Annotated in this window: 14 protein-coding genes and 3 pseudogenes; 13 read left to right on the top strand and 4 right to left on the bottom strand. The window is 43.6% G+C overall.

What is annotated here, in order from left to right; translation table 11 throughout:
- Nucleotides 1-16: 16 nt before the first annotated feature.
- The 8 genes from UQ64_RS11455 to UQ64_RS11415 all read left to right on the top strand — a co-directional run bounded on the left by UQ64_RS11455 (nucleotide 17) and on the right by UQ64_RS11415 (nucleotide 11,998).
- The gene (locus UQ64_RS11455; RefSeq protein ID WP_060623591.1) at nucleotides 17-1,864 is read left to right on the top strand and encodes a zinc-binding metallopeptidase family protein; all 1,848 of its coding nucleotides are present in this window, start codon (nucleotides 17-19) and stop codon (nucleotides 1,862-1,864) included.
- Between the two features lie 61 nt (nucleotides 1,865-1,925).
- Nucleotides 1,926-2,777 carry a GNAT family N-acetyltransferase gene (locus tag UQ64_RS11450; protein ID WP_060623590.1) on the top strand — a complete coding sequence of 284 codons (852 nt, stop codon included), beginning with the start codon at nucleotides 1,926-1,928 and terminating at the stop codon, nucleotides 2,775-2,777.
- Nucleotides 2,778-3,276: 499 nt separating this feature from the next.
- Nucleotides 3,277-4,638 (top strand): cytochrome ubiquinol oxidase subunit I, encoded by a 1,362-nt coding sequence (locus tag UQ64_RS11445; protein WP_060623589.1) that lies wholly within the window; start codon nucleotides 3,277-3,279, stop codon nucleotides 4,636-4,638.
- Entirely contained in the window at nucleotides 4,635-5,651 is a 1,017-nt protein-coding gene (locus tag UQ64_RS11440) for a cytochrome d ubiquinol oxidase subunit II (protein WP_060623588.1), read from the top strand. Before UQ64_RS11445 ends, UQ64_RS11440 begins: the two co-directional genes overlap by 4 nt.
- Before the next feature lie 68 nt (nucleotides 5,652-5,719).
- The gene (cydD, locus tag UQ64_RS11435) at nucleotides 5,720-7,552 is read left to right on the top strand and encodes a thiol reductant ABC exporter subunit CydD (RefSeq protein ID WP_060623587.1); all 1,833 of its coding nucleotides are present in this window, start codon (nucleotides 5,720-5,722) and stop codon (nucleotides 7,550-7,552) included.
- A complete protein-coding gene (gene cydC / locus UQ64_RS11430; RefSeq protein WP_060623586.1) occupies nucleotides 7,549-9,276 on the top strand; it encodes a thiol reductant ABC exporter subunit CydC in 1,728 nt (575 codons plus the stop codon). The genes cydD and cydC overlap by 4 nt, the downstream gene beginning before the upstream one ends.
- 862 nt (nucleotides 9,277-10,138) lie before the next feature.
- Nucleotides 10,139-10,378 carry a site-specific integrase gene (locus UQ64_RS11420; RefSeq protein ID WP_245237929.1) on the top strand — a complete coding sequence of 80 codons (240 nt, stop codon included), beginning with the start codon at nucleotides 10,139-10,141 and terminating at the stop codon, nucleotides 10,376-10,378.
- 459 nt (nucleotides 10,379-10,837) lie between these two features.
- Nucleotides 10,838-11,998, top strand: coding sequence for an amidohydrolase family protein (locus UQ64_RS11415; protein ID WP_060623584.1), 1,161 nt, complete (start codon nucleotides 10,838-10,840; stop codon nucleotides 11,996-11,998).
- Nucleotides 11,999-12,099: 101 nt separating this feature from the next.
- Here the strand turns inward: UQ64_RS11415 and UQ64_RS32855 are convergent.
- Nucleotides 12,100-12,939: pseudogene (locus UQ64_RS32855) on the bottom strand (IS110 family transposase).
- Between the two features lie 647 nt (nucleotides 12,940-13,586).
- Here UQ64_RS32855 and UQ64_RS11400 point away from each other — a divergent pair.
- The 3 genes from UQ64_RS11400 to UQ64_RS11390 are packed head-to-tail and all read left to right on the top strand — an operon-like array spanning nucleotide 13,587 to nucleotide 17,975.
- Entirely contained in the window at nucleotides 13,587-15,290 is a 1,704-nt protein-coding gene (locus UQ64_RS11400; protein ID WP_060623581.1) for a molecular chaperone HscC, read from the top strand.
- A complete protein-coding gene (locus UQ64_RS11395; protein WP_060623580.1) occupies nucleotides 15,291-17,303 on the top strand; it encodes a J domain-containing protein in 2,013 nt (670 codons plus the stop codon).
- 21 nt (nucleotides 17,304-17,324) lie between these two features.
- On the top strand, nucleotides 17,325-17,975 hold the full coding sequence (locus UQ64_RS11390; RefSeq protein WP_060623579.1) for a DUF1266 domain-containing protein: 651 nt from the start codon (nucleotides 17,325-17,327) through the stop codon (nucleotides 17,973-17,975).
- Nucleotides 17,976-18,307: 332 nt separating this feature from the next.
- Here UQ64_RS11390 and UQ64_RS11385 read toward each other — a convergent pair.
- Both UQ64_RS11385 and UQ64_RS11380 read right to left on the bottom strand, forming a co-directional pair.
- Nucleotides 18,308-19,129: pseudogene (locus UQ64_RS11385) on the bottom strand (ABC transporter permease); the annotation flags it as partial.
- A pseudogene (locus tag UQ64_RS11380) lies at nucleotides 19,104-19,760 on the bottom strand (dihydroxyacetone kinase subunit DhaK); the annotation flags it as partial. The pseudogenes UQ64_RS11380 and UQ64_RS11385, both read right to left, overlap by 26 nt.
- A gap of 190 nt (nucleotides 19,761-19,950) precedes the next feature.
- On the opposite strand from UQ64_RS11380, the gene dhaS reads away from it, so the two are divergent.
- Entirely contained in the window at nucleotides 19,951-20,535 is a 585-nt protein-coding gene (dhaS, locus tag UQ64_RS11375; protein WP_060623577.1) for a dihydroxyacetone kinase transcriptional activator DhaS, read from the top strand.
- Nucleotides 20,532-21,530 (top strand): DhaKLM operon coactivator DhaQ, encoded by a 999-nt coding sequence (dhaQ, locus tag UQ64_RS11370; RefSeq protein WP_060623576.1) that lies wholly within the window; start codon nucleotides 20,532-20,534, stop codon nucleotides 21,528-21,530. Before dhaS ends, dhaQ begins: the two co-directional genes overlap by 4 nt.
- Before the next feature lie 113 nt (nucleotides 21,531-21,643).
- On the opposite strand, the gene UQ64_RS11365 is transcribed toward dhaQ, so the two are convergent.
- Nucleotides 21,644-22,189, bottom strand: coding sequence for a DUF1097 domain-containing protein (locus UQ64_RS11365; protein WP_060623575.1), 546 nt, complete (start codon nucleotides 22,187-22,189; stop codon nucleotides 21,644-21,646).
- Nucleotides 22,190-22,214: the final 25 nt, after the last annotated feature.

Genomic DNA, 22,214 nt, shown 5'->3' with positions numbered 1-22,214 from the left:
CAAATGGGAGGGCGTCATGTTAGGAAACTTATATAGACGATTGTCAGCGGTGCTGCTTTTGATCCTAGCACTCTGTACTACGGTATTCATCGGCAAAGAAACGGTAATCTCGATAATCGCCATTATCTTTTTGTTAGCAGAATTAGGCATCTCTTTTTTGCTTTTAAAGAAGCGTGAGAAGGTACATGTGGTATTTATTAGTGCGATGGTGGCAGAAGGGCTATTCTTACTAACAAGAGAATTTTGGCTGCTTGCGCTCTCTATCCTGCTGCTGATCGTAGCGGGCATATGGAGAGGACTCTTTGGGCAAAAGGGGAGCAGAAGAGTCACTCCGTTTCTAGTGGTTCGTAAAGTGTTATTCAGCATTGCTGCTCTTATCGTTACTGCATTTTGGGGAATTGGAATCTATGCAAAACCTATTACAACACCTGTGGCATTAGCAGCTGATGCGGCTGTGACGATCGATGAACGTAAATTGGATTCTGCAGCAGTGATGCTGAAGGATATTGAAGTGATGAATTCTTTTGGAAGCCGTACAACCGGCTCAGAGGGTCACAATCAATTTATAAAATGGCTGGAGCAGCAGGCAACGGATATGGGGCTGCAAGTATATCGCGATCGCTATACTTTTGACCGATGGGAAGAAAAGAGCAGCTCTTTAATGATTGATCAGCAGTCAATTCATGTCTCTTCAGCTTTTCCTTATTCCGGGGAAACTGACGAAAAAGGGGTAACAGGGGAGCTGGTATATACGAAGCGTAGTGAGTATGACCAGGCCAGCGGAAAAATTGCTGTCATTGAAATTGAGAATTTTAGAAATTTTCCAATTGGGATCGTTATGAACATGCGGGATTCATCTCCTAAGGAAAGCCAGATTGCCCCAAATGAAGGCGATCTAGTCCTCACTACAGCTTTAAAAGAGGCTAAATTGGAGCAAGCGAAGGAAATGGGCGTGAAAGCTGTTGTTGTAGTCTGGAAAGGGGTATCTGATGATAAGGTTGAAAAGCAATATGTGCCTTTTACTACCGATTATGCTGGAATCCCTGCGATCTGGGTCAATGAAACGGAAGGGCAAAAGGTGATAAGTGCAGCTCAGGCGCATAAAGAAGGTACGGTTATTTTAGATGCGGAAATACAAAAAAATGCCCCAACAGAATCCTTTTATGTGAAAATTGACGGTAAAAATAAAGACGAAGCGATTATCGTAAATACCCATACGGATGGGATAAATGTGGTGGAGGAGAATGGCGCTGTGGGCATGCTGTCCATGATTCGTTACTTGCAGCAGGAGCAGCCGGAACGTACGATGATTTTCGCTTTTGTGACAGGGCATTTTAGATTACCGGTTTTCAAAGGGTCCTCTCAAGCGACTTCCACTTGGATGGAGGGGCATCGAGAGCTCTGGGATGGCGAGAACGAACATATAAAAGCTGTAGCTGGAATTACGGTTGAGCATTTAGGCAGCATGGAGTGGAAGGACGATGATACTGGGCACTATGGACCAACTGGACAAATAAGTACAGAATATACTTATGCGGGCAATGAAATGATGGCAGCCATTTGGCTGAAGGCTATTGAAAAGACAGACGGCACGCGTACTGTATTATTGCGTGGACATAACAAGTTTGAGTTTGGAGAGAGTCAGCCCTTACTTGAAGCAGGGATACCGGTGATTGGTTTCATTCCAATGCCCGACTATCTGCTCGTGGATAGTGACAACAGAGAGATGGACAAATTTGATGCAAAGCTAATGCATACGCAAATTGTATCGTTGCTGAAGGCGGTCAAGCTGGTGGACGGAACGGAGACAACTAAGCTTGGGAAATCAGATGGGTATTCTTTTTTCTATGGTCGTACTAAATGATAAATTGGAAATTGGCTGATGATTAAGAACATAGTACTAAAAGAAAAGGAGTAAAAACTACATGTTGATCAAAAGTGTTGAGGATCTTGAATTACAAGAGTTTACAAATTGCTTTAACGAAGCCTTCTCAGATTATGTAATTCCATTTCAAGTTTCTGCGGAGCATTTAGCTGATAAATTTGCAGGTGCGGGAGTTAATTATCAGATGTCGTTTGGTGCTTTTGATCAAGATAAGCAGGTTGCATTTGTTATGCATGGTATCGGTGACCGTAACGGCGAAAGAACTGCATTTAATACCGGTACAGGAGTCGTTCCTTTATATAGAAGGAGACGGCTAGTCGAACAAATTTATCGTCATGCTTTTCCCATCCTTAAAGAGCATCATATTCAAAAATGTTTGCTTGAAGTGATCCAAAGCAATGATAAAGCTATAAAAGCGTATAGCGCCATAGGATTTCAAATCCAAAGAGAATTGGTTTGTTTCAAGGGGCGTATTGATGTAACCCTTCCGGCCGATCATAAACATACATTTATTACTACGGTTAGACTGGAAGAATTCGATTGGACAGCGGTACATTCTTATTGGAATTTTGAACCTTCTTGGGAACAATCTGTTCATGCAATTTTACGAAACCCGCATTTATACGATGTGGTCACGATAAGGGAAGAGAATAAGATTTGTGGATACGCGGTAATAAAATCGGCCACTGGAGCAGTTCTGCAGTTCGGTATTTTGCAAGAAAAAAGAAACAGGGGATTTGGACGTTCCTTATTTCATTGGATTGGAAAGAGACATTCCATCATCACCGTCAATAATGTAGACAAAAGAGATACAAATTCTATACGTTTCCTTCAAAGCGTTGGTCTTGACGTATATATCGAGCAATATGAAATGGAGAAAGATTTGTCATGACGAAGATGACATCGGCCATCAATACGATAATTAATTCAAAAACACTGATGATTTGAGTCAGTGTTTTTTTGTTGCATAAGGGGGTATATCTTGTGACACCACATATAAGCTAATGAATCAATAGCTCCTTCGGGTGCTTTTTGTGTTATTCACCGAGTTGTTAGAAAGATTTGTCCCTTTCTTGAACGTTTAGGGAAGAAGAGATGTCAGCGATTGAATTACTAAAAAATTAAGATATGATAATTTTAATTATTGGGTCACTATATTAATTTAACTGCTTCTGTATCAGGTAAAAACAGGCTCGCCAACTCTTGATTTGTGAAAATTTTCTCTTTTTTACATAGCAAAGATCGAGAAACGTCATACTAAAACGAACAGGCAACGATGTCGCTGAGCCTTGCTAAACCTGATATTAAACGCAGCCCAACAGTTAGCAGGTCTAATCATAAGTATCAATTTATGACGAAAAATGAACAGAGTTTGAAGGGAGCAGTAAAGAATGGCAATTGATACGGTGCTATGGAGCAGGCTGGTGACAGGCTTGACTCTCGGGTTCCACGTTATTTTTGCGACGATTGGCGTCGGTATACCGCTGATGATCGCTATTGCAGAGTTCATCGGGATCCGCAAGAAGGATCCACATTATACACTTATGGCGAAGAGATGGTCTCGAGGATTTGTTATTTCTGTAGCGGTTGGTGTCGTGACCGGAACAGCGATTTCACTACAACTGGCCTTGGTGTGGCCGAATTTTATGAAAATGGCTGGGAATGTCATTGCACTTCCGTTATTCATGGAAGTGTTCGCGTTCTTTTTTGAGGCCATCTTCCTGGGCATTTATTTGTATACGTGGGATCGGTTCAAAAATCCGTATATCCATTGGCTGTTGACGATTCCGATTGTCGCCGGGGCAGGCATGTCTGCGGTTTTTATTACGACGGTAAACGGATTCATGAACCAGCCTGGAGGCTTTGTCATGGAAGCAGGCCAATTCACAGCTATTGATCCGGTGCAAGCGATGCTGAATACGGCGACGTTCTCCAAGGTGTTCCATGTATTAAGCTCGGCCTATTTGACAGGCGCTGCCTTGCTAGCCGGGATTGCAGCCTTTGCAATGCTGAGAAAAGGGGTGTCCACATACCACAAAAAATCCTTGAATCTCATGATGGCGGTTGTTTTGCTGTTCGGCTTGCTGAACACGTTAGCCGGAGATGTGTCCGCCAAGTTTTTGGCTGAGCATCAGCCGGAGAAGCTTGCAGCGGCAGAGTGGCATTTTGAGACAGGTAGCGGTGTGGATTTGGTTTTAATGGGATGGTTGAATGCAGAGCATGAAGTTCTAGGGGCACTTCATTTGCCTAAGCTGCTCAGCTTCCTAGCCTTTGGAGACTTTAATGCAGAGGTAACGGGGCTCGAGGAATTCCCCAAGGAAGAATGGCCACCGCTTCTCGTTCATTACCTGTTTGATTTAATGGTTGGAATCGGATTTGCTCTGCTCGCAATTTCGGTCCTATATTTTTTGTTTGTGTTCAAAAAGCGCAATGCGCTAAATAAATGGATGTTAAGCATCCTCGCATTGATCGCACCGCTCGCTTTTCTGGCTGTTGAGCTGGGCTGGTTTTATGCAGAAGTTGGGCGACAGCCGTGGATTATCCGTGGATATATGCGTGTTGAGGAGGCTGCCACATCTTCACCGAATGTAAGAATTATATTCTTCGCCTTATTGCTCTTGTACATCGTACTCGGCAGTATGTGTGTAATCGTGCTAAGACGCTTGTTCAACAATAATCCGGCAGAAGTTGAGATGGAGAAATGGATGAAGGATCATCCTAATCAATCTACGGATAAGGGGGGCACTGCATGATGAGTTACGAATTAATTGGCATCTCGGTGCTCTGGCTGTTTTTGTACGGCTATTTAATTATAGCTTCCATTGATTTTGGAGCGGGTTTCTTCGCCTTTTATGCACGTTTGACGAAGCAGGATCATCTCATTAATCGTCTGATTTCCCGTTATTTATCACCCGTTTGGGAGATCACAAATGTATTTTTTATCTTTTTCTACATTGGCATCGTCGGATTTTTTCCAGACACAGCCTATTATTATGGCTCCGCGCTGCTTGTTCCAGGAAGCATTGCAGTTGTTCTTCTTGCCATTCGCGGTTCGTTCTATGCTTTTGAAAATTACGGTTCCAAGAAAAACATAGTATATCTATTTTTGTACGGAGCTACAGGTTTGCTTATTCCAGCTTCGTTGTCAGTGGCGCTAACTTTGTCTGAAGGCGGCTTTATTGTGGAGCAGGGTGAGACGGTTTCTCTGGATTACTGGGCGCTGTTTACCAATCCGTTATCATGGAGCATCGTTGGACTGGCAATCGTGTCCGTTTTGTTCATTAGTGGCTCATTTCTGACATTTTACGCTTCTCGGGCAGAGGATCATTCCGCGTTGAAGCTGATGCGGAACTACGCCCTGTTTTGGAGCACGCCGACGATAATTCTCGCGCTGACAGCATTTATCTATTTGGGTCAGCATAATGAACGGCATTTTCAAAATATGATGGATTTATGGTGGTTGCTGGCACTTTCCATTGCTTTTTTCATGACCGCGATGTGGCTGTTATATAACGGACGACGTTATGGATTAGCTTTCATATGCATCATGTTGCAATTTTTCTCTGCCTTTTTCGCTTATGGGATTGGGCAATATCCTTATATTCTTGATCCATATATCACGATTCAGAGCAGTGCAACTTCACCAGCAATGGGCTTAGCGTTAGTTGTTGTGTTTATCGGTGGTCTGTGCCTGCTGATCCCATCCCTTATTCTGGTCTTCAAACTCTTCCTGTTTGATGCGGATTATGTAAAAGGGAAAAAATAAAGCTGATTGATCCATTTCGGCGTGTTTGAGGTTTCTCTACAAGCCTATAGATAAAGGAGGTGTGATCTGTGAATAGGAAATCCAGTCTGATTTCTCAGCAAATGTCTTCACAAAGGAAAAATATGGCCCTCCTCGCGCTCATTTCGCTCGCGCTTGGCACAGCTATTGTAAGTCAGGCTGGGCTGCTTGCTGAAGCAGTCCAACGGATTTTTGTGGAGAGAGCTTCATTTTCATCGGTTATCCTGTTGCTCGGCATTCTTCTGGCTGTTATGGCTGTACGCACACTGTTGTCGTATGGAAACGGTAAAGTTGGCTTGCATATGGCTGCGACAGCCAAGACAAATATGCGCGCAGCCGTGCTGCAAAGCTTGACCCATGCTTCCATGCCTTCAACCCTTCGTGGACAGACAGGTGGGAAGGTCAGTATTGCTCTGGATGCTGTGGATGAAGCTGATAGTTATTTCAGTCAGTACATGCCGCGAATGATGGAAGCTGCTATCATCCCAATTCTGATTTTGGTCGTTACATTTATCCAACATGCCAACACAGGTTTCATTCTATTGTTTACTGCTCCGTTCATTCCGCTGTTCATGATTTTGGTAGGGCTGAAAACGAAGAACAAATCCGAAGAAAAATATGCGCAACTGGCTGAGTTTTCAGGTACGTTTCTGGATTCTCTTCAAGGGCTGGTGACGTTGAAAATATTTGGACGGGCTCACCGTCAACAACAGAAGATTGAACGCAGTAGCCTGAGTTACCGAGATGCCACGATGGGCATTTTGAAGATTGCGTTTACGAATACCTTCATGCTGGAATCGATCGTGATGCTAAGCATTGGCATCGTCGCTCTCGAACTGGCCATCCAGTTGCTCGTTTTCAAATCGATGACCTTCCACACCGCCTTTCTCGTTTTGTTGCTCGTTCCCGAATTTTACAGCCTGTTAAAGAATACGGGAACGGCCTTTCACAGTGGTCGCACAAGTATGGGGGCGGTTCGTAAGGTGGAGCAGATGCTCGAAGAACCGACAGGGGAGAGCAAGGACGCAAATGGCAATGAAGGAGCATTAACATCCGATGGAATCGACGAGATTGACAACATGGATAGGGTCGACAGGATAAGCAAATTAGAGATTGCCCATTCCGGAGACCTTTCTTTGCCGCCATCCATCGTAATTGACCATCTTCGGTTTCGATATGCTCCAGATTCATTCGAGCTTAAGACGGGTCGGATCCAGTTTAATCCGGGAGAACACATTGCGATTGTAGGTAAAAGTGGTTCCGGCAAAACGACTTTACTCCATCTCATTGCCGGTTTGCTGAAACCTGCATCGGGAACGGTTCTGGTGAATGAAAGCCCACTCTCGCAATACGATGAGACAGCATGGTTCGAACATGTTAGCTACATTACACAGCATCCGTATATTTTTGCAGGTACATTTTCTGAAAATATCGCGATTGGTGCTCGCGGGAGCATCTCCAAGGCAGAAATTGAGCGGGCGGGGGAGGAAGCAGGACTCGCAGCTCTTACAGCCCAATTGGAGCATGGCTTTGATACCTTTGTTGGTGAAGGAGGCAGAGGACTGTCTGGTGGGGAAAAGCAACGGCTTGCCTTGGCACGCGCTTTTTTGAAGCGCCCTGCCATCATTTTGTTTGATGAACCCACAGTTGGACTGGATTTGCACACCGAGCGGGTACTGCAAAGCTCCATTGCCAAGCTGGCAAAAACGGCTACGATGATTACGGTGGCTCACCGATTATATACGATTCAACAAGCCGATAAGATTTTGTTTATGGACAATGGAGTGCTGGTGGACTCCGGACGACATGACGAGCTTCTGGAGCGCCTACCTCAGTATGCTGAGATGGTTGATGTAGAGCGGAAAGGGGGGGTATCCTCATGAATGAGCTGGCTGTTCTGTCAAAAGCGATGATTCAGGAACGCAAGGATATCATTCTTTCAATTTTGGGTGGATTTATTGCCGGCATAGCCGGTGTGGCACTCTTTTCTACGAGCGGATATCTAATTTCGCAAACGGTATTTGAGCCACCACTTTATACTTTGATTGTACTCACCTCGATGGTCAAACTGCTTGGTCTCCTTCGGGCGGCGAGTCGTTATGGAGAACGCTTGTATTCTCATCGAGCGACGTTTTCCATGCTTAGCCGTTTACGTACATCCTTTTTTGCCAAGCTTATTCCTTTAACGCCGGGTATATTGAACAAAAATCGAAGCGGGGATCTGCTTGCGCGGATCGTTGGGGATGTGGAAAGCTTGCAAAATTATTTTTTACGCGTCGCTTATCCCCCGATCATGGTCGTCATGGTGTTTTTGGCTACGGTGTTGTTTACTTCTGCTATTTCGTTCTGGATTGCCGTCCTGTTTTTGCTAGGTATGCTGATAACAGCATTCGTTGTACCGGGAATTGTTTTGCTCGGGCAGCGGAGAATACATGGACGCGTTCGTGAGCAGAGGGCGCAGCTTTCCACGGAAGTCACCGAAGTGTTATACGGTTTCCGGGATTTAAAAGTGTACGGGCAATTGGCACAGCGTGAGGAGCAGCTTCAGCAGGCTTCCTCTGTATTGGCAGTTGAGCAGAAACGAGCAGCAGGGCACTTACTGCGCGGGCAATCGATGCACACTTTTGTTACGTTTCTCATTTCCTGGGGAGTGCTGGCGCTTGGCGCCTATTTAATTATGGAAGGAGCGCTTGCCGGCGTATTTCTTGCCATGCTGGTCATGGCTTCGCTAACCGTATTTGAAGAAGCAGCGGCTATGGCCACATTACCCGCGTATAAAGAAGATAGTGAACACGCAGCCAAACGACTGACGGAAACGGTACAGAACTTAGATGAGGAGTCTTCGCAGCCAGGCGGCGCATTGTCTTTAGATCATGCCGTTACGATGGAACTATCCGGTGTTACGTTTCAATATGAAGGGGAGTGGAGACCGGCGCTTAAGGATGTGTCCCTGCACATTTTACCTGGCTCCAAAACGGCGATTGTCGGGCCGAGTGGGTCAGGAAAATCAACGATTATCGAATTGCTGCTCAAGCTGCGAACACCAACGGCTGGCGATATACGATTAAACGGCATTTCGGTGAAGGAACTGGATGAGACGAGCATTTGGCAAACGGCTAATGTGGTATTTCAGCAAAGTCATTTCTTCCGAGGAACGATCCGGGACAACCTGCTGCTGAATGGAGAAGATTATGCTGACGAACAATTGTTGGATGTGCTAGCTAAAATGCAGCTGCCCAATACATCGTTGACCGATATAGTGTATGAAAAAGGGGAGAATCTGTCAGACGGAGAGAAGCAGCGGCTGGCTCTGGCACGAGCGATGCTCCGCAAAGGACGGGTATGGCTTCTGGACGAACCAACTTCATCGCTGGATTATGTGACAGAGCATCACGTTTTGAAGCATCTTTACGCACAGGCGGCAAATGATACGCTTCTCCTGATTTGTCATCGGCTTACCGGATTGGAAGAAATGGACCGGATTGTAGTCATGGACCAAGGCAAGGTAGTCGAAACGGGTTCCTATTCGGAGCTGATGGGACAAAAAGGCTATTTTTATGAGATGAAAAAAATCGAACAGCAAATGATCGGAGAAGTTGGAGTGTAAAAAAACAAGACATCCTCTGAGTGTTTTGTCAATCTTACTATGCAACAGGCTAGAGAACAAATTCCATTGGGATAACGGAGGCCGTTCTTTAGCCTGTTTTGCGATTTTCGCCCCTGGACTATAACCAGGGCATGTATAAGCCAAATAAATCAATTCATTGCAAATGTCACTGTTATTTCCGAAGAGAAGATTGTAAGCGAAAGCGGGTGAATAACTTGGAAGTACCACCATTGCTGGACGGAGCAAATGTTTTGATTTATACAGCAAACGAGCATTGCAATAATTACGGATATGTTTTGTTCGAAGGTGAAAACAAAAAAAAGTGGGTATCACTGCTTTCGCGGTAACTAAATATGACGGTGCGAGAGGGTATTATCTATTCTCTTGCGACCTAGATTGGAATGTTATCCGTGAAACTCTGCACGATTCACTACAGAAAGCTAAAGAATGCGCAGAAAACTCAAACCATGTACCGATAAATTGGATTTCAATAGGCATACATCATTAGAAATCTTAGTCGAACGTTTTAAGAATAATGAATACGGCATTGAAGAATTACAGAGCAGATTAAACACCGCTGTAATGCCTGATCCTCCAATAACTGAAATTTCGAATAGACTCTTAGACTTGGATAATGATTTAGAGATTATCCTTTATACCCAGTCAGATTCTGAACAATATCAATTAGCGGTCAACGTACGTATTGGATGCCTTCATTGATTTTTTACGGAAAAATCATTGAGCTAAGGGAGAAACATTAGTTCAAATCAGAAAGATTAAAACCTTCTATATAGAAGCAAACTAGATTTAATAGCTCTAATAGGAGGTTTTGTTATGATCTTAAGTGAGTTGTGGCGACTGTATGAGACTGATAACTATTCAAGGATTTAGTCCAAAAACATTGAAAGCATACGCTCTCCAGCACAAAATGCTGATGAAGGAACTCGGTGACCTGGATATCACCGAGATAACTTTAACTCTGCTGAAGGAGTACTTAGCGAAGCAATCTGATTGGTTGAAGCCACTTAGCCTAGGACATCGGATTCGGTTTGTTCGTTCCCTTTTTCGCTATGCTTTTGAAAAAAACATACTTGACTTCTAATCCCTCCTTAAAACTACGAGAACTTAAAATGGATAAACGAATACCTAAGTTTTTAATCGAGGAAGATGTAATTCACTTAAAGATCGCTTTCAATCACTGAGGGAAAGGGCGCTGCAATTGTTAATGGCAAGGGTTCAAAGCAGAGAGAGGTTTATTTCACGACAGAGTGAAAAGTGTGGCTAAAGAAGTATCTGGCGAGTCGTCAAGACAACTGTAAAGCCTTTACGACGACGAGAACTTTATCGTCGAATTTTTTTAGCATTTTGAATAACAGCAGATTCCCCTTAAAGTCCGCCTTTATTCAACTAACGGGCAGTTTGATCGAAAGAATGATTATGGCGAAAAGGGTCAGCGTGAGTATGTATAAAATGATTTACAAACAAATAGTATCTACCTCGCTCCTCCATCCGGTACTATAATATTATGGAGGAATAAATAACAAAAAGTGAGGTTTATACCATGGTTTGCGAAAAAATATTGCTTACAAACGGAACCTTAATTGATGGGACCGGACGACCGCCCGTCCATCATGTAACAATAGAGATTGCAGATGGACGAATCGGTTTCATTTCGCAAGAATTGGATAACTATCCTGTGAATGAAAATGTAAAGCTTATAGACTTGAAAGGCCTTGTGATCCTACCGGGATTTATTCATACTCATGCCCACACCGGTTTCAAATACCTACAGAATGATCCTCTACATGGGTACCATAAAGAATATTTGGCAGCATGTCTTAAAGAGGGTATTACCACGATCCGGGACGAGGGATTGACGACAAACGCAACGATTGATGAAGTCATCTCACATACGAACGCACTCGATGGCTGTACATCACCTAGAATTCTTACATCCGGCAAAGTTTTTACAGCACCCGGGGGATACGGCGGGCAAGAACCGATTGGCGTAGGAAGTGCTGATGAAGCCAGGAGTAGGGTTCGAGAAGTGTTGGATAAAGGTATTCATTTTATTAAAACAGCACTTGAAGACGGGTATGACCCTAGCACGTTCGGATTGCCTAAATTGAATCAAGAGATTCTGGAAGTCATCTGTCAGGAAGCACATGCTAGGGGAACCTACGTCTCTGCCCATGTAACTAACGCTAAAAATCTTCAGATTCTTGTAAATTCCGGGATTCATGATGCTGCACATATGATCTACGACCGTTTGGACGACGGTTTAATTCAGCAAATGGTACAGAAAGGCGTCCGAATCGTTCCAACCCTTACCGTACTAAAAATGTTTCAGGACAAATTTGGAGCCCCCTTATTAGAACAAGGATTAGACAATGTTCGAAGATTTGTCCAAGCAGGTGGAGAAATCGGCTTGGGAGACGATTTTATTGAAGAAGAAAAACCATGGTATACATTAGGTATGCCGTGGGAAGAAATCCGATTGTTGGGACAAGCCGGCCTCACACCCATGCAAATTATCGTGTCGGCAACTTCTGTTGGCGCCAAGATATGCAATCTCACTCACGAAATTGGAACCATCGAAACTGGTAAGAAGGCTGATTTATTTGTAGTTGATGGAGATCCACTCGCTAATATAGAAAATCTTCGCAAGGTTAAATTTGTCATGAAGGAAGGCAAGGTTCTTTTCAACTCCCATGAAAATTAAATCTGTAGTTTCTGTAAAAGGGCAAAAGTAAATAAGACGCAGTCCATTCATTTTTTTGAAGGGCACAGCACCCGAAATAGGAATATTGGTATATTAATGAATTAAGAGACTTCTGCAATAGTTATAGAATAACCTAAGTTTTCTAGTCGTCGAACTGCGTATTTCACAATAGATTGTTGCTTCTGTTTGTCAAAGTAATCTTCGCCTAGGTCCACATACATTTCTTCGCGTGTTAACAGAAAGTAGGCTATTCTCAACATAGCATGCGCAACAGAGATTGCTGCTCTTTTTCTTCCTTTTCGTGCTGCCGTTCGTCTATACATAGCACCACGATAGTTCTTAGAGGCTACTACAGAATGGGCTGCCTCAACGTTCGACATCGTCATGAAATGGGACTACCCTCGTAGCGATTTCTTGATCTAAAAGCAGGGTCTGTTCACTTAAAAAATCAATATGAGTTAAAATCGTCTTTATCATCAGCCGCTGGTGAGGGGTTACATAGCCTTGCAGAGCTAGTTCAAGTTGATCTTTCTTTCGTATCATGGTAAGTCTAGCGAAGTTTGCCAATTTTCTCAGGATCATCTTCACCATCAGTAATGGCACGGAGCATGTCGCGAGAGGATACACCCATTATATCAGAGACAACAGAGCTAAGTTTAATATTGGCTCCTTCTAACACTTTTTGAATTCGGTTATTTTGTCTAGCTCTTTCTTCAATGGTACTCCGACGATACCGTACAAGTTCTCGAAGTTCCCGTTGATTTCGATCTGGAATGAAACTTGCTTTAAGTATGTTGTTTAATCCAATCAATTAATTGTAATAGAAACACAGTTTTAGTTGAAAACGTTTGAATCTCCTTTCCTTTAGACGTTAGAATACATGCAGTAATGTTATCCTTATGAATATCCATACCACACACTCGTTCAACTACGATTTCCACCTTAAAGCATCCTCTCTACGGCTAAATTAGATAAGAGGCTGTTGCTCCCATGAGTGCGTCCCAATAGGGAGCGACAATCTGTGATGCACCGTGATCGTTGGAGTCAGACTAACGGATGGGCTCACAGGCACCATAGTTCATCGACCTTCCTCTCCATTCTTTCGTGGAAGCATGGAAGCGATATGGGGAGGGCGCATTGCTGGTAGCGATGAGGTCAGGGGTTCGATCCTTCTTGGTTCTACCAAACGTAAAAACACGCCAAATGAGGCGTGTTTTTTGCGTTTGGTGAAATGTTACAAGGTGTAGGCCATGCACGTATAGCACAAGCGTAGGAGCACGACATCAAAAATTTTTCGTTGCGTATTGTAACTTTGAGACGACTTCTTAGAATTGGGCTTCTCGTTGGAACAAATTCGTCAGATGATGGGCGAGCAAGTCCCGATCGAACAATCAGGGGTATGTTTCAAATAAAGCAAAACGTATCCAATTTCCATATCCCCAACCTTCATTGGAATCAACCATGTCCCCCGAAAAAGTACTTCCTACAAAAGACGTTTAGGAACAACTTCATAATATATGAAAATACACCGATAAATAGGAGTGGAGCAAGCATACTCTATAATTACATATAAAGTGAGGAATTCAGTTTGACAATGATAGGGATTGACCTAGGTACGACGAATAGTCTGGTCGCTTATTGGACAGAAACGGGTCCTGCGATTATACCGAATGTACTTGGAGAGCATTTAACGCCATCCGTCGTTAGCTTAGATAGTAATGGAGAAATTTTGGTCGGTCAAATTGCTAAGGAACGTTTAATTACGCATCCGAACGCTACAGTATCCACCTTTAAGCGCTATATGGGAACGGAGAAAAAGTATCGGCTGGGTTGTTATTCTTTTTCTCCAGAGGAATTGTCTTCTTTTATAATAAAGGCATTGAAGGAGGATGCAGAGACGTTCCTTGGAGAAGAGGTGACGGAAGCGGTTATCAGTGTGCCTGCTTATTTTAATGACACCCAACGAAATGCGACGAAACGTGCAGCAGAGATAGCGGGCCTTAAGGTAGAACGGCTCATTAACGAACCGACAGCTGCAGCGATCTCCTACGGTCTTCATCAGCAACAAGAGGATACGAGATTTCTCGTCTTCGACTTGGGAGGGGGAACGTTCGACGTTTCGATCCTTGAGTTCTTCGAAGGTGTTATGGAAGTTAAGTCGATCGCGGGAGACAATTATTTGGGTGGGGAGGATTTTAGCCAGTTGCTGGCTTCTCACTTTATTTATTCCCAAGGTATCGATGGTGACCAATTGGACTATAAGACGAGCTCTGCCATCTTAAAGCAGGCGGAGGTATGTAAGTTGGCTTTAAGTCGTAATAGCATAGGGGCGATGAGCTTAACGCTGGGAGAACGGACGTTTGAGATGGAAGTAGATCGGGACGATTTTGAGAAAATAGTGAATCAACTGCTCGTCCGTCTACGTCATCCGATTGAACGCGCGATGAGGGATGCCGCACTGTTGCCTGAAGAACTGGACGCGATCATTCTTATTGGGGGAGCGACTCGGATGCCGGTTATTCGTTCGATCATTGGGAAGATGTTCGGAAGGCTACCGTTTACTGAGATTAATCCCGACGAGGCTGTGGTACTTGGCGCAGCTATTCAAGTTGCGCTAAAGGAGAGAAATCAAGCGTTAAGTGAAGTGGTACTGACGGATGTGAATCCCTACACACTCGGGATAGAGATGTCGAAGCAGGTAGACAGGGACCGTAACTATGAAGATGGCTATTTCAGCCCGATAATCGAACGGAATATGCCGATTCCGATCAGCCGTGTAGAAGAGTTCTGTACGATAAGGGATAATCAATTGCGGATCAGAATCTATATTTATCAAGGCGAGAGCAGGCGGGTTGAGAACAACATCAAGCTTGGAGAATTAGCTGTCGAAGTACCGCCCGCACCGGCAGGCGAACAGAGTATTCTTGTCAGATTCACCTATGACATTAATGGTATTCTCGAAGTGGAAGTCACCACAATAAGTACAGGAATCATGAAACGACTTGTCATTACGCAGAATCCAGGGAATTTAACGGATCAGCAGATTGAAGATCGTTTAAAGGTACTTAAGGATATAAAGATTCATCCTCGTGACAGGGTCGCGAACCGACTCCTCCTCGCCAAGGGGGAACGACTGTATGAAGAAGTGCTCGGTGATAAGCGCTCTGAAGTAGAGTTTGTGATGCATCAGTTCGAACGCGTGCTGGCAACCCAGGATGAGAAACGGATAGAGGAAGTCGCTTCCGAGCTTAAGAGGAAGTTGGATCACCTAGAAAGGTGGCGTGATTTCTAGATGAATAAGTATTGGACAATTCTCGAATTGGAACCGACGGATGATAAAACGGTGATCAAGAGAGCCTACTCTCAAAAGCTGAAAGTTTACCATCCTGAGGATGATCCGGAAGGTTTTCAGAGGCTACGTGAAGCCTATGATTATGCAATGAAACAGGCCAATAAGCAAGGGCAAAGCGGAAGGGCCAGCGATCGCTATAATGGTCCCAAGGATGATGAAGATGACGATGACGACGACGACGTTGAAGATGACGACGACGATCGCCGAGAAAAACGTGTCCCGCGAATGTCGATTTGGGAGCATTATACGAATGTAAATGAGACGGGTGCGGAGGATATAGATAGTAATATTCTACACCCTAAGGGATATCACGAGTTCAGTCAACCGTTTGACAAAGGAGAGGAAGACGACAAGCCTGACTTCGATGAACAGCTAGCAGATTTCGAAAAACAACTAGAAAATCTATACCAGGATTTTCCTTTGCGGATCAATCCAGTCAAATGGCTTGAACTACTCAATTCTGATCTTTTGTGGAACATCAAATATAAGAAGTCTATGACGATCACCGTATTAGAGTTTCTCGAAGAGAATCTTTTACTTCCGAGAGCAGTATGGGATGCGATTGAATCGGTCTTTGGTTGGAACGGTCTGAACGTGGAGGAACGGGAACAATTTAATGAAGAGTATCCCAACGTGTATGCCTACATATTCAACAAATTCGGTGCCCAGAACTTCGACTATTATATTCTTCTTCGCAAGGGTAATCTTGATTACGATGCTTATCTGCTCGCTCGGCTAGCCGCTTACGAGGGACTCTTGGACGATGATCTTCAGACGGCGGGGAATATGCTCAATCGAGCATATAGTCTTTTCAAGGGCGACCCCGACCTGCTTCGCTTACTAGTGAATTATTTCAATCGCTTGCATGATGAGGAACGGGTATTAACCTTTTACACTGAATTAGTGTCGCTTGTACCTGATGATCGGGATGTTCGACTATCTAGAGCCCGCTTACTTCTTCGGAAAGGGGACTGGTCGAATGCGCTGAAAGATGCCAATCATATTCTCGTACTGAGCCCGTACGATGCGGATGCCCTGTTTTTTGCGGGGCAATGCTTTCACAAGCTTGGTCAGTTGGAGAATGCGCGGGAGATGTTGGAGCGGTTACTTCAGGTCAATCCAAATGATGTCGATGGCATCCTATCGATGGCAGAGTTAAATAAAGATATCGCAAACCAATTGCGGCAGAGCGGTGGGGATAGAACAGCTCTCAAGAGGGTGGAACGGGAATTAGGGAAACTGCCTTGGCGAGAGCGTCTGTTGACAACTGTGCTGAATTTTTTCAAGGGGAATTACTTCGTCCTTTTCATTTTGGTGATTCTGCATGTAACCATCACAATCTCGTTCGTCAATCAGAGCGGCTATTCACAAATTCAGTACATGATTGAAACGTATAAACGAGTGGAGATTAGGGATGTTACGACGATAGAAGAGTTGAATCTTTTGTCACCTAACGACAATGCAGTACGCTTGAAGCTTACGGATACCAGATATTTAGCTATTCGTGAGATCATCAAGTCTGATAAAAAAGGGAATGAGGTACTCACTTATCTTCCTTCTAAAGAGAGCGAAGACTTGGTGACGAGTAGCTCTGGTTACCTATGTATCGGTAAGTTGGGTGATTCCTTGATCCTTATTAATGCCGATTATGAACAAGCAATGGAAATGTTCAAAAATCATACCATCGAAATCGAGGGTAACGTGTTGACGTTGGACAACGTAGAGCTCCAGACCCAGATGGACAAATGGTCAGACTATACAAACAATACCTCCTCGTATATAAAGGAAAGCTCAATAGCGAGTAAGTATGTTCTCTCTAAGGATGGGGCGAAAAAGCCATCTCTTCCTAAGATTCCGGTTTGGATCCGTATTTTAGAGCTCATTTTACTCCTTTTTTACGTAGCTATCTTCAAACAGATCAGAAAATTTTGGAAATTATTCTTGTATATTTAAGCGATCGGAGGCTACAAGACAATGAATCTCAATAAGGAAGAAGACAGAACTGCATGGAAGCCATTTCTAGATGTCATTCTCTCGTTATGTGTAAGTGGAGATAATGCTGATTTTTTCATTCTGAATCCGGAGCGCATTTATTCATCCCGCAGTTCGTGCAGAGCAATCATTGAGTCATATGGCATCACGGATGCCGACAAGCTGAGTGAAATCCTTTCCTGGATGGCAGTTGGTAATGGGAGCAAAGAATATCTAGACATGCGGAATACGCTGTCTTTGATGTCACTAACTGAACGAAACTCCTATATCCAGATAGAGAAGCACAGTCCGGAATACAAATACAAGCTGTCGATCGTGAATCATTATATGGGACGCCTCCCTTCGAGCGGAATTGACGCTTATTCTTATGGGTGGGCGATGTTTTATTGCTATGCAGGCAAAGAGTTGGAGTATATGAAGGAAGAGGAAAAGTGGGAGTATGTAGGTTCAATACTTCAGAAGGTATTGAAATCCTACTCCAGTTGGCGAGAATTTATTCATGCCTTTGCAGTAGGGAGATTGTTCCATTCCTCTACGTTGTCTGCTGATATTTCAAGGCAGACCAGGGCATCACTGATTAAGCTTCTAGTATCGCCACTTAGTCCAATTCACAAGGCGCATACTTGGAAATAGAGGACATAACGAGGTAATGAGTGGGGGACTGAAAGTTCCTTTTCGAGTTCCGCTACGACCTATATTCCAATATATTTAATGTGGCAACTAGTCCTCATAACATAGTATTTGTATATTCACTGTATAAAGCAATTTTGGACTATAAGCTTGGGCTAAAAGAAATCAGTAAAACAGTAGGTTTGAAAGTATCAGAAGAGAAGATTCTTGAGTTCTTAAGTCATTCTGGTTCGATCTGAAGGCTTCGTGAGCCGACCTCCACCCGAGACATTTACAAGGGCGGTTGTTAATCAAACGAATGGCATATTGCCGCGATCAGTTGTCGCCGTCTGACACTATTCTGTACTTTTTAATGATTCAATCATATTTATTTGGGTTACTTTTCTCCGAATCAATAAGTTCGAAAGAATAGTGAGCGTAAATGCAGTAGAAACAGAGATCACTATGACAACCAGATTTACTTGATCCGGGATTTGCTGATGGGCGCTTGCCATTGCATTAACAGCTAATTTATACAGATAGGCACCAATCGGTAACGCTACAACAACCGCAAAGGTGGTCAGTATCATATTTTCAAAAAAGATAAGCCGGTTTATTTTATTCCTAGGGTAGCCTAATACCTTTAGTGTCGCCAGCTCACGATTTCTTTCATAAATGTTAATGGAGGATATCGTATAGATGGTACCAAAGGAAAGAACAACGGCACTAATGATAAACAAGATAAAAACAAAACTATTTTGCTTCAACATATAAACCGCGGATCTCTTTAAATCACTCTTATCTGCGACTGTTTCTACTTGTTGATCCTGTTCGAAGTAAGTACGAATGTTTGTAAGGACTGTGGTGCTATCGGCTTCCACTAATAGTGACGTAGGATTGTAGTCAATGCCAAAGCTCATTAGGTACGATGGTGTAATATAAAACGACGGATTCGAATACTGGGTGGATATGTGTAAAACCTTCATATCGACCGTTTTATTTGCAAACTCTGGCGCAGTGAACTTGATTCCGATGCTATCACCTTCTGCAATCCGATACTCGTCGGCATACGATTTAGGTACTAGCACACCACTGTTGTTCAAACCGATCCGATCTCCATTATCGTCCACGTATTGAATAAGATTGTTTTCTTTCTCCGTTATAACTAACCCCATATTCAAACTCGTCTACACCCAACGCGAATGTAGGCGAGCCTTTGGCGGGAACGGTGCAGGAAGTAAGGGTGACGCCAATGCTTCGTACGTTTGCGGCCGCTTTTTCTGCTGCTTCCTTAACCTGCCCGAGATCTCTGCCTTCTTCCGCCGCAGCCCCAGCGATTTTATGAACCAGCACGGTTCCGGCAACACCGTGGCGCCCAACAGAATACAAGCTATCTTCGACTGCGATATCGTCATCCACCCGAACGTATTCAACCTGCAAGCCTTCTTCTTGCGCCAATGCCGCGCCATTTTTAAAATTCATCATATCGCCGCTGTAATTCTTAATAATCATCAGAGCGCCTTTGCGACCGGAAGTTGCCTTGATGGTTTGATACACCTGGATCTGCGATGGAGAAGCGAATACGTCGCCGCATACTGCAGCATCCAACATGCCTTTCCCCACAAATCCCGCGTGAGCCGGTTCATGTCCGCTGCCGCCGCCGCTGATCAGACTTACTTTATTTACATTGATTGCTTTTTTCTTGATGATTTTATACTTTTTCAGAAACTCCAGTTCTGGATGCGCCATCACCATGCCGTTACACATCTCCACCACGAGGTTTTCGGGTTTATTCATGATATTTTTCACTTGCGTTTCCCCCTTATTTAGACATGGAAGAAGTCCGAATGAATGCTTATTGTCAATACTCGTATTAGAGTGTAAGCGTTTCAAGGTAAACGGACAAAAAAGCGCATCTGTCAAAGACGCACCTGTTTATCTTTACTAACAGATTTTGTTATTATAAGGATGGAATGAATATGGTGACAAGGAGATTTTGATGACCTCATCGATCATTACACAAAAAATGATTGCAAAATCATTAAAAGATCTAATGGAGACGGAAACGTTCCATAAAATCTCAGTGAGCGACATCATGATAAACTGTCAGATGCGGAGGCAAACGTTTTATTATCATTTTCAGGATAAATACGAATTGCTGGGTTGGATCTATAAAGAAGAAACGAAGGAGAACATTACTGACTTTATTGAATATGAGAAGTGGGAAAATATTTTTAATCAGTTATTCGGGTATTTTTATGAAAATCAGCGTTTTTATCGAAATGCGTTTAAAGTTGTCGAGCAAAATTCGTTTAACGAGTATTTATATGAGCATACAAAGAACTTATATTTAAAAATTATCGATGAACTATCGTTGGGTTTTGGAATAAGCGTTTCCGAAGAGAAAAAAAGTTTATTGGCCTCTTTTTATAGTCACGGGTTTGGGGGCACGATCAAAGATTGGATCCAGAATGCTTGCATGATCAACCCATCTGTCATGTCGTCTTTGATGAAAACGATGATTCATGATCAATTGATATTATCCCTGCGGCAATCAGCAAATCATAAGGTGGAGAAACGATGAAAACGATTAAAAACGATGTTCAAAATATAGTTCGAGATATGTTGCAAGGTTTTTATTTCGAACATAAAGAAAGGGTTTATTATGACTCGAAACATCACATTATTTATCGGAAAGACCTGGGTGACATTGGGCAAAACGTCGTTCTTTTAAGCGGCGGGGGGAGTGGCCATGAACCCGCGCATTTCGGTTACGTTGGAGACGGAATGCTCTCCATAGCGGTTAGCGGACCTATATTTATTCCGCCTACACCGGAACAAATATTGGCTGCGATTCGTAAGGCAGACAAAAATAAAAGCGTCCTGATGGTTGTGAAAAATTTCAAAGCGGATGTGGACAACTTCTTAACTGCAGAATCCATCGCCCTAAAAGAAGGACGATCTGTTGATCATATCCTTGTAAACGATGACGTTTCCATTGAAAACGACGCAACATTTAACAAAAGAAGAAGAGGGGTAGCCGGCACCGTTTTTGTGCATAAAATAGTTGGTGCGGCAGCAACGGAAGGATTTTCTTTGCAGAAGCTGAAGGAGATTGGCTCTTCTGTCGTTAGTAATCTGCATACTTTGGGCGTTGCGCTGACCCCTGCTAATAACCCTACTCAAACAGAGACTTCGTTTACTCTGGAGGATCACGAAGTTTATTTTGGCGTCGGAATTCATGGCGAAAAAGGATACCGCAAAGAGACTTTCGATTCATCCGAAAAGCTGGCGATTGAATTGATGAACAAGCTGAAAAGCATTTACCGTTGGAAAAAAGGGGACAAGTTTGCCGTCTTAATCAATGGATTAGGCGCAACGCCCTTGATGGAACAGTATATTTTTTCCAATGACATCAGGCGCTTAACACAACTGGAAAGCATCGATGTCAGATTCTTCAAAGTCGGTTCGCACTTGACATCCATGGATATGAAGGGGATTTCCTTAAGTCTGTTAAAGATCGAAGACCCCAACTGGGAAAAATGGTTGAAGGCGGATGTTCGCGTATCAAGCTGGTAGTTGGAAGACTCCATTCACGATGGGTAAATAAAAATCTCCTATGATTTGGACACGGCGAGTAACCGCAGCATAGGAGATTTGAATCATTCAAGCGCTTACATATTGGCGTTTATTCAATTAATTTGGATTCCGTTTGTTTTATTGTTTACAAAGTGCTTTTCATACCAGCCTCTGAACGTAACGGTAACATATCCGAATAAAAGTCCGAGAGCGCAATAGATTAATTCGGTGATGGCCGCGCCGGTATAGGTAGCGGCTTCGATATAGCTCATAAATCCGAAGTATACGCCCGCTCCCACAAACATGGCAGGCACATAACTTAGTAGGGACGGTGCAAGCTCAAAGTAAATGACAATCGGCACAACAATCAGAAGCACAACAGGTATTGTGAAAAATCCAAGACCCGATAGCATTCCGCCGCTGACCATGATCGCTACGGAAGCTAAAATTCCGATTCCGTAGCTGAAAAACGCCTTGACGGCTCCAACAACATTTAACCCTGATAAAAAATACATCGCCCACGCCTGGAAAGAAATCCAGCCAAAACCCACATTTCCGTCCGGTGGACATAGCGGAGCCAGCACCTGATCAATGACTTGGAGTAAGAAAGCTTGGGCCCCTATAAAAAATGCGATCCAGAAAAACTTTCCTTTTGTCATAGTTTCAGTCTCCCAATTATTTTTT

Origin of the sequence: Paenibacillus etheri, from assembly GCF_001012825.1 — a bacterium.
Taxonomy (GTDB): Bacteria; Bacillota; Bacilli; order Paenibacillales; family Paenibacillaceae; genus Paenibacillus_AQ; species Paenibacillus_AQ etheri.
The sequence above is the reverse complement of the archived record's forward strand: the minus strand, read 5'-3'. Positions and strand labels throughout refer to the sequence as shown.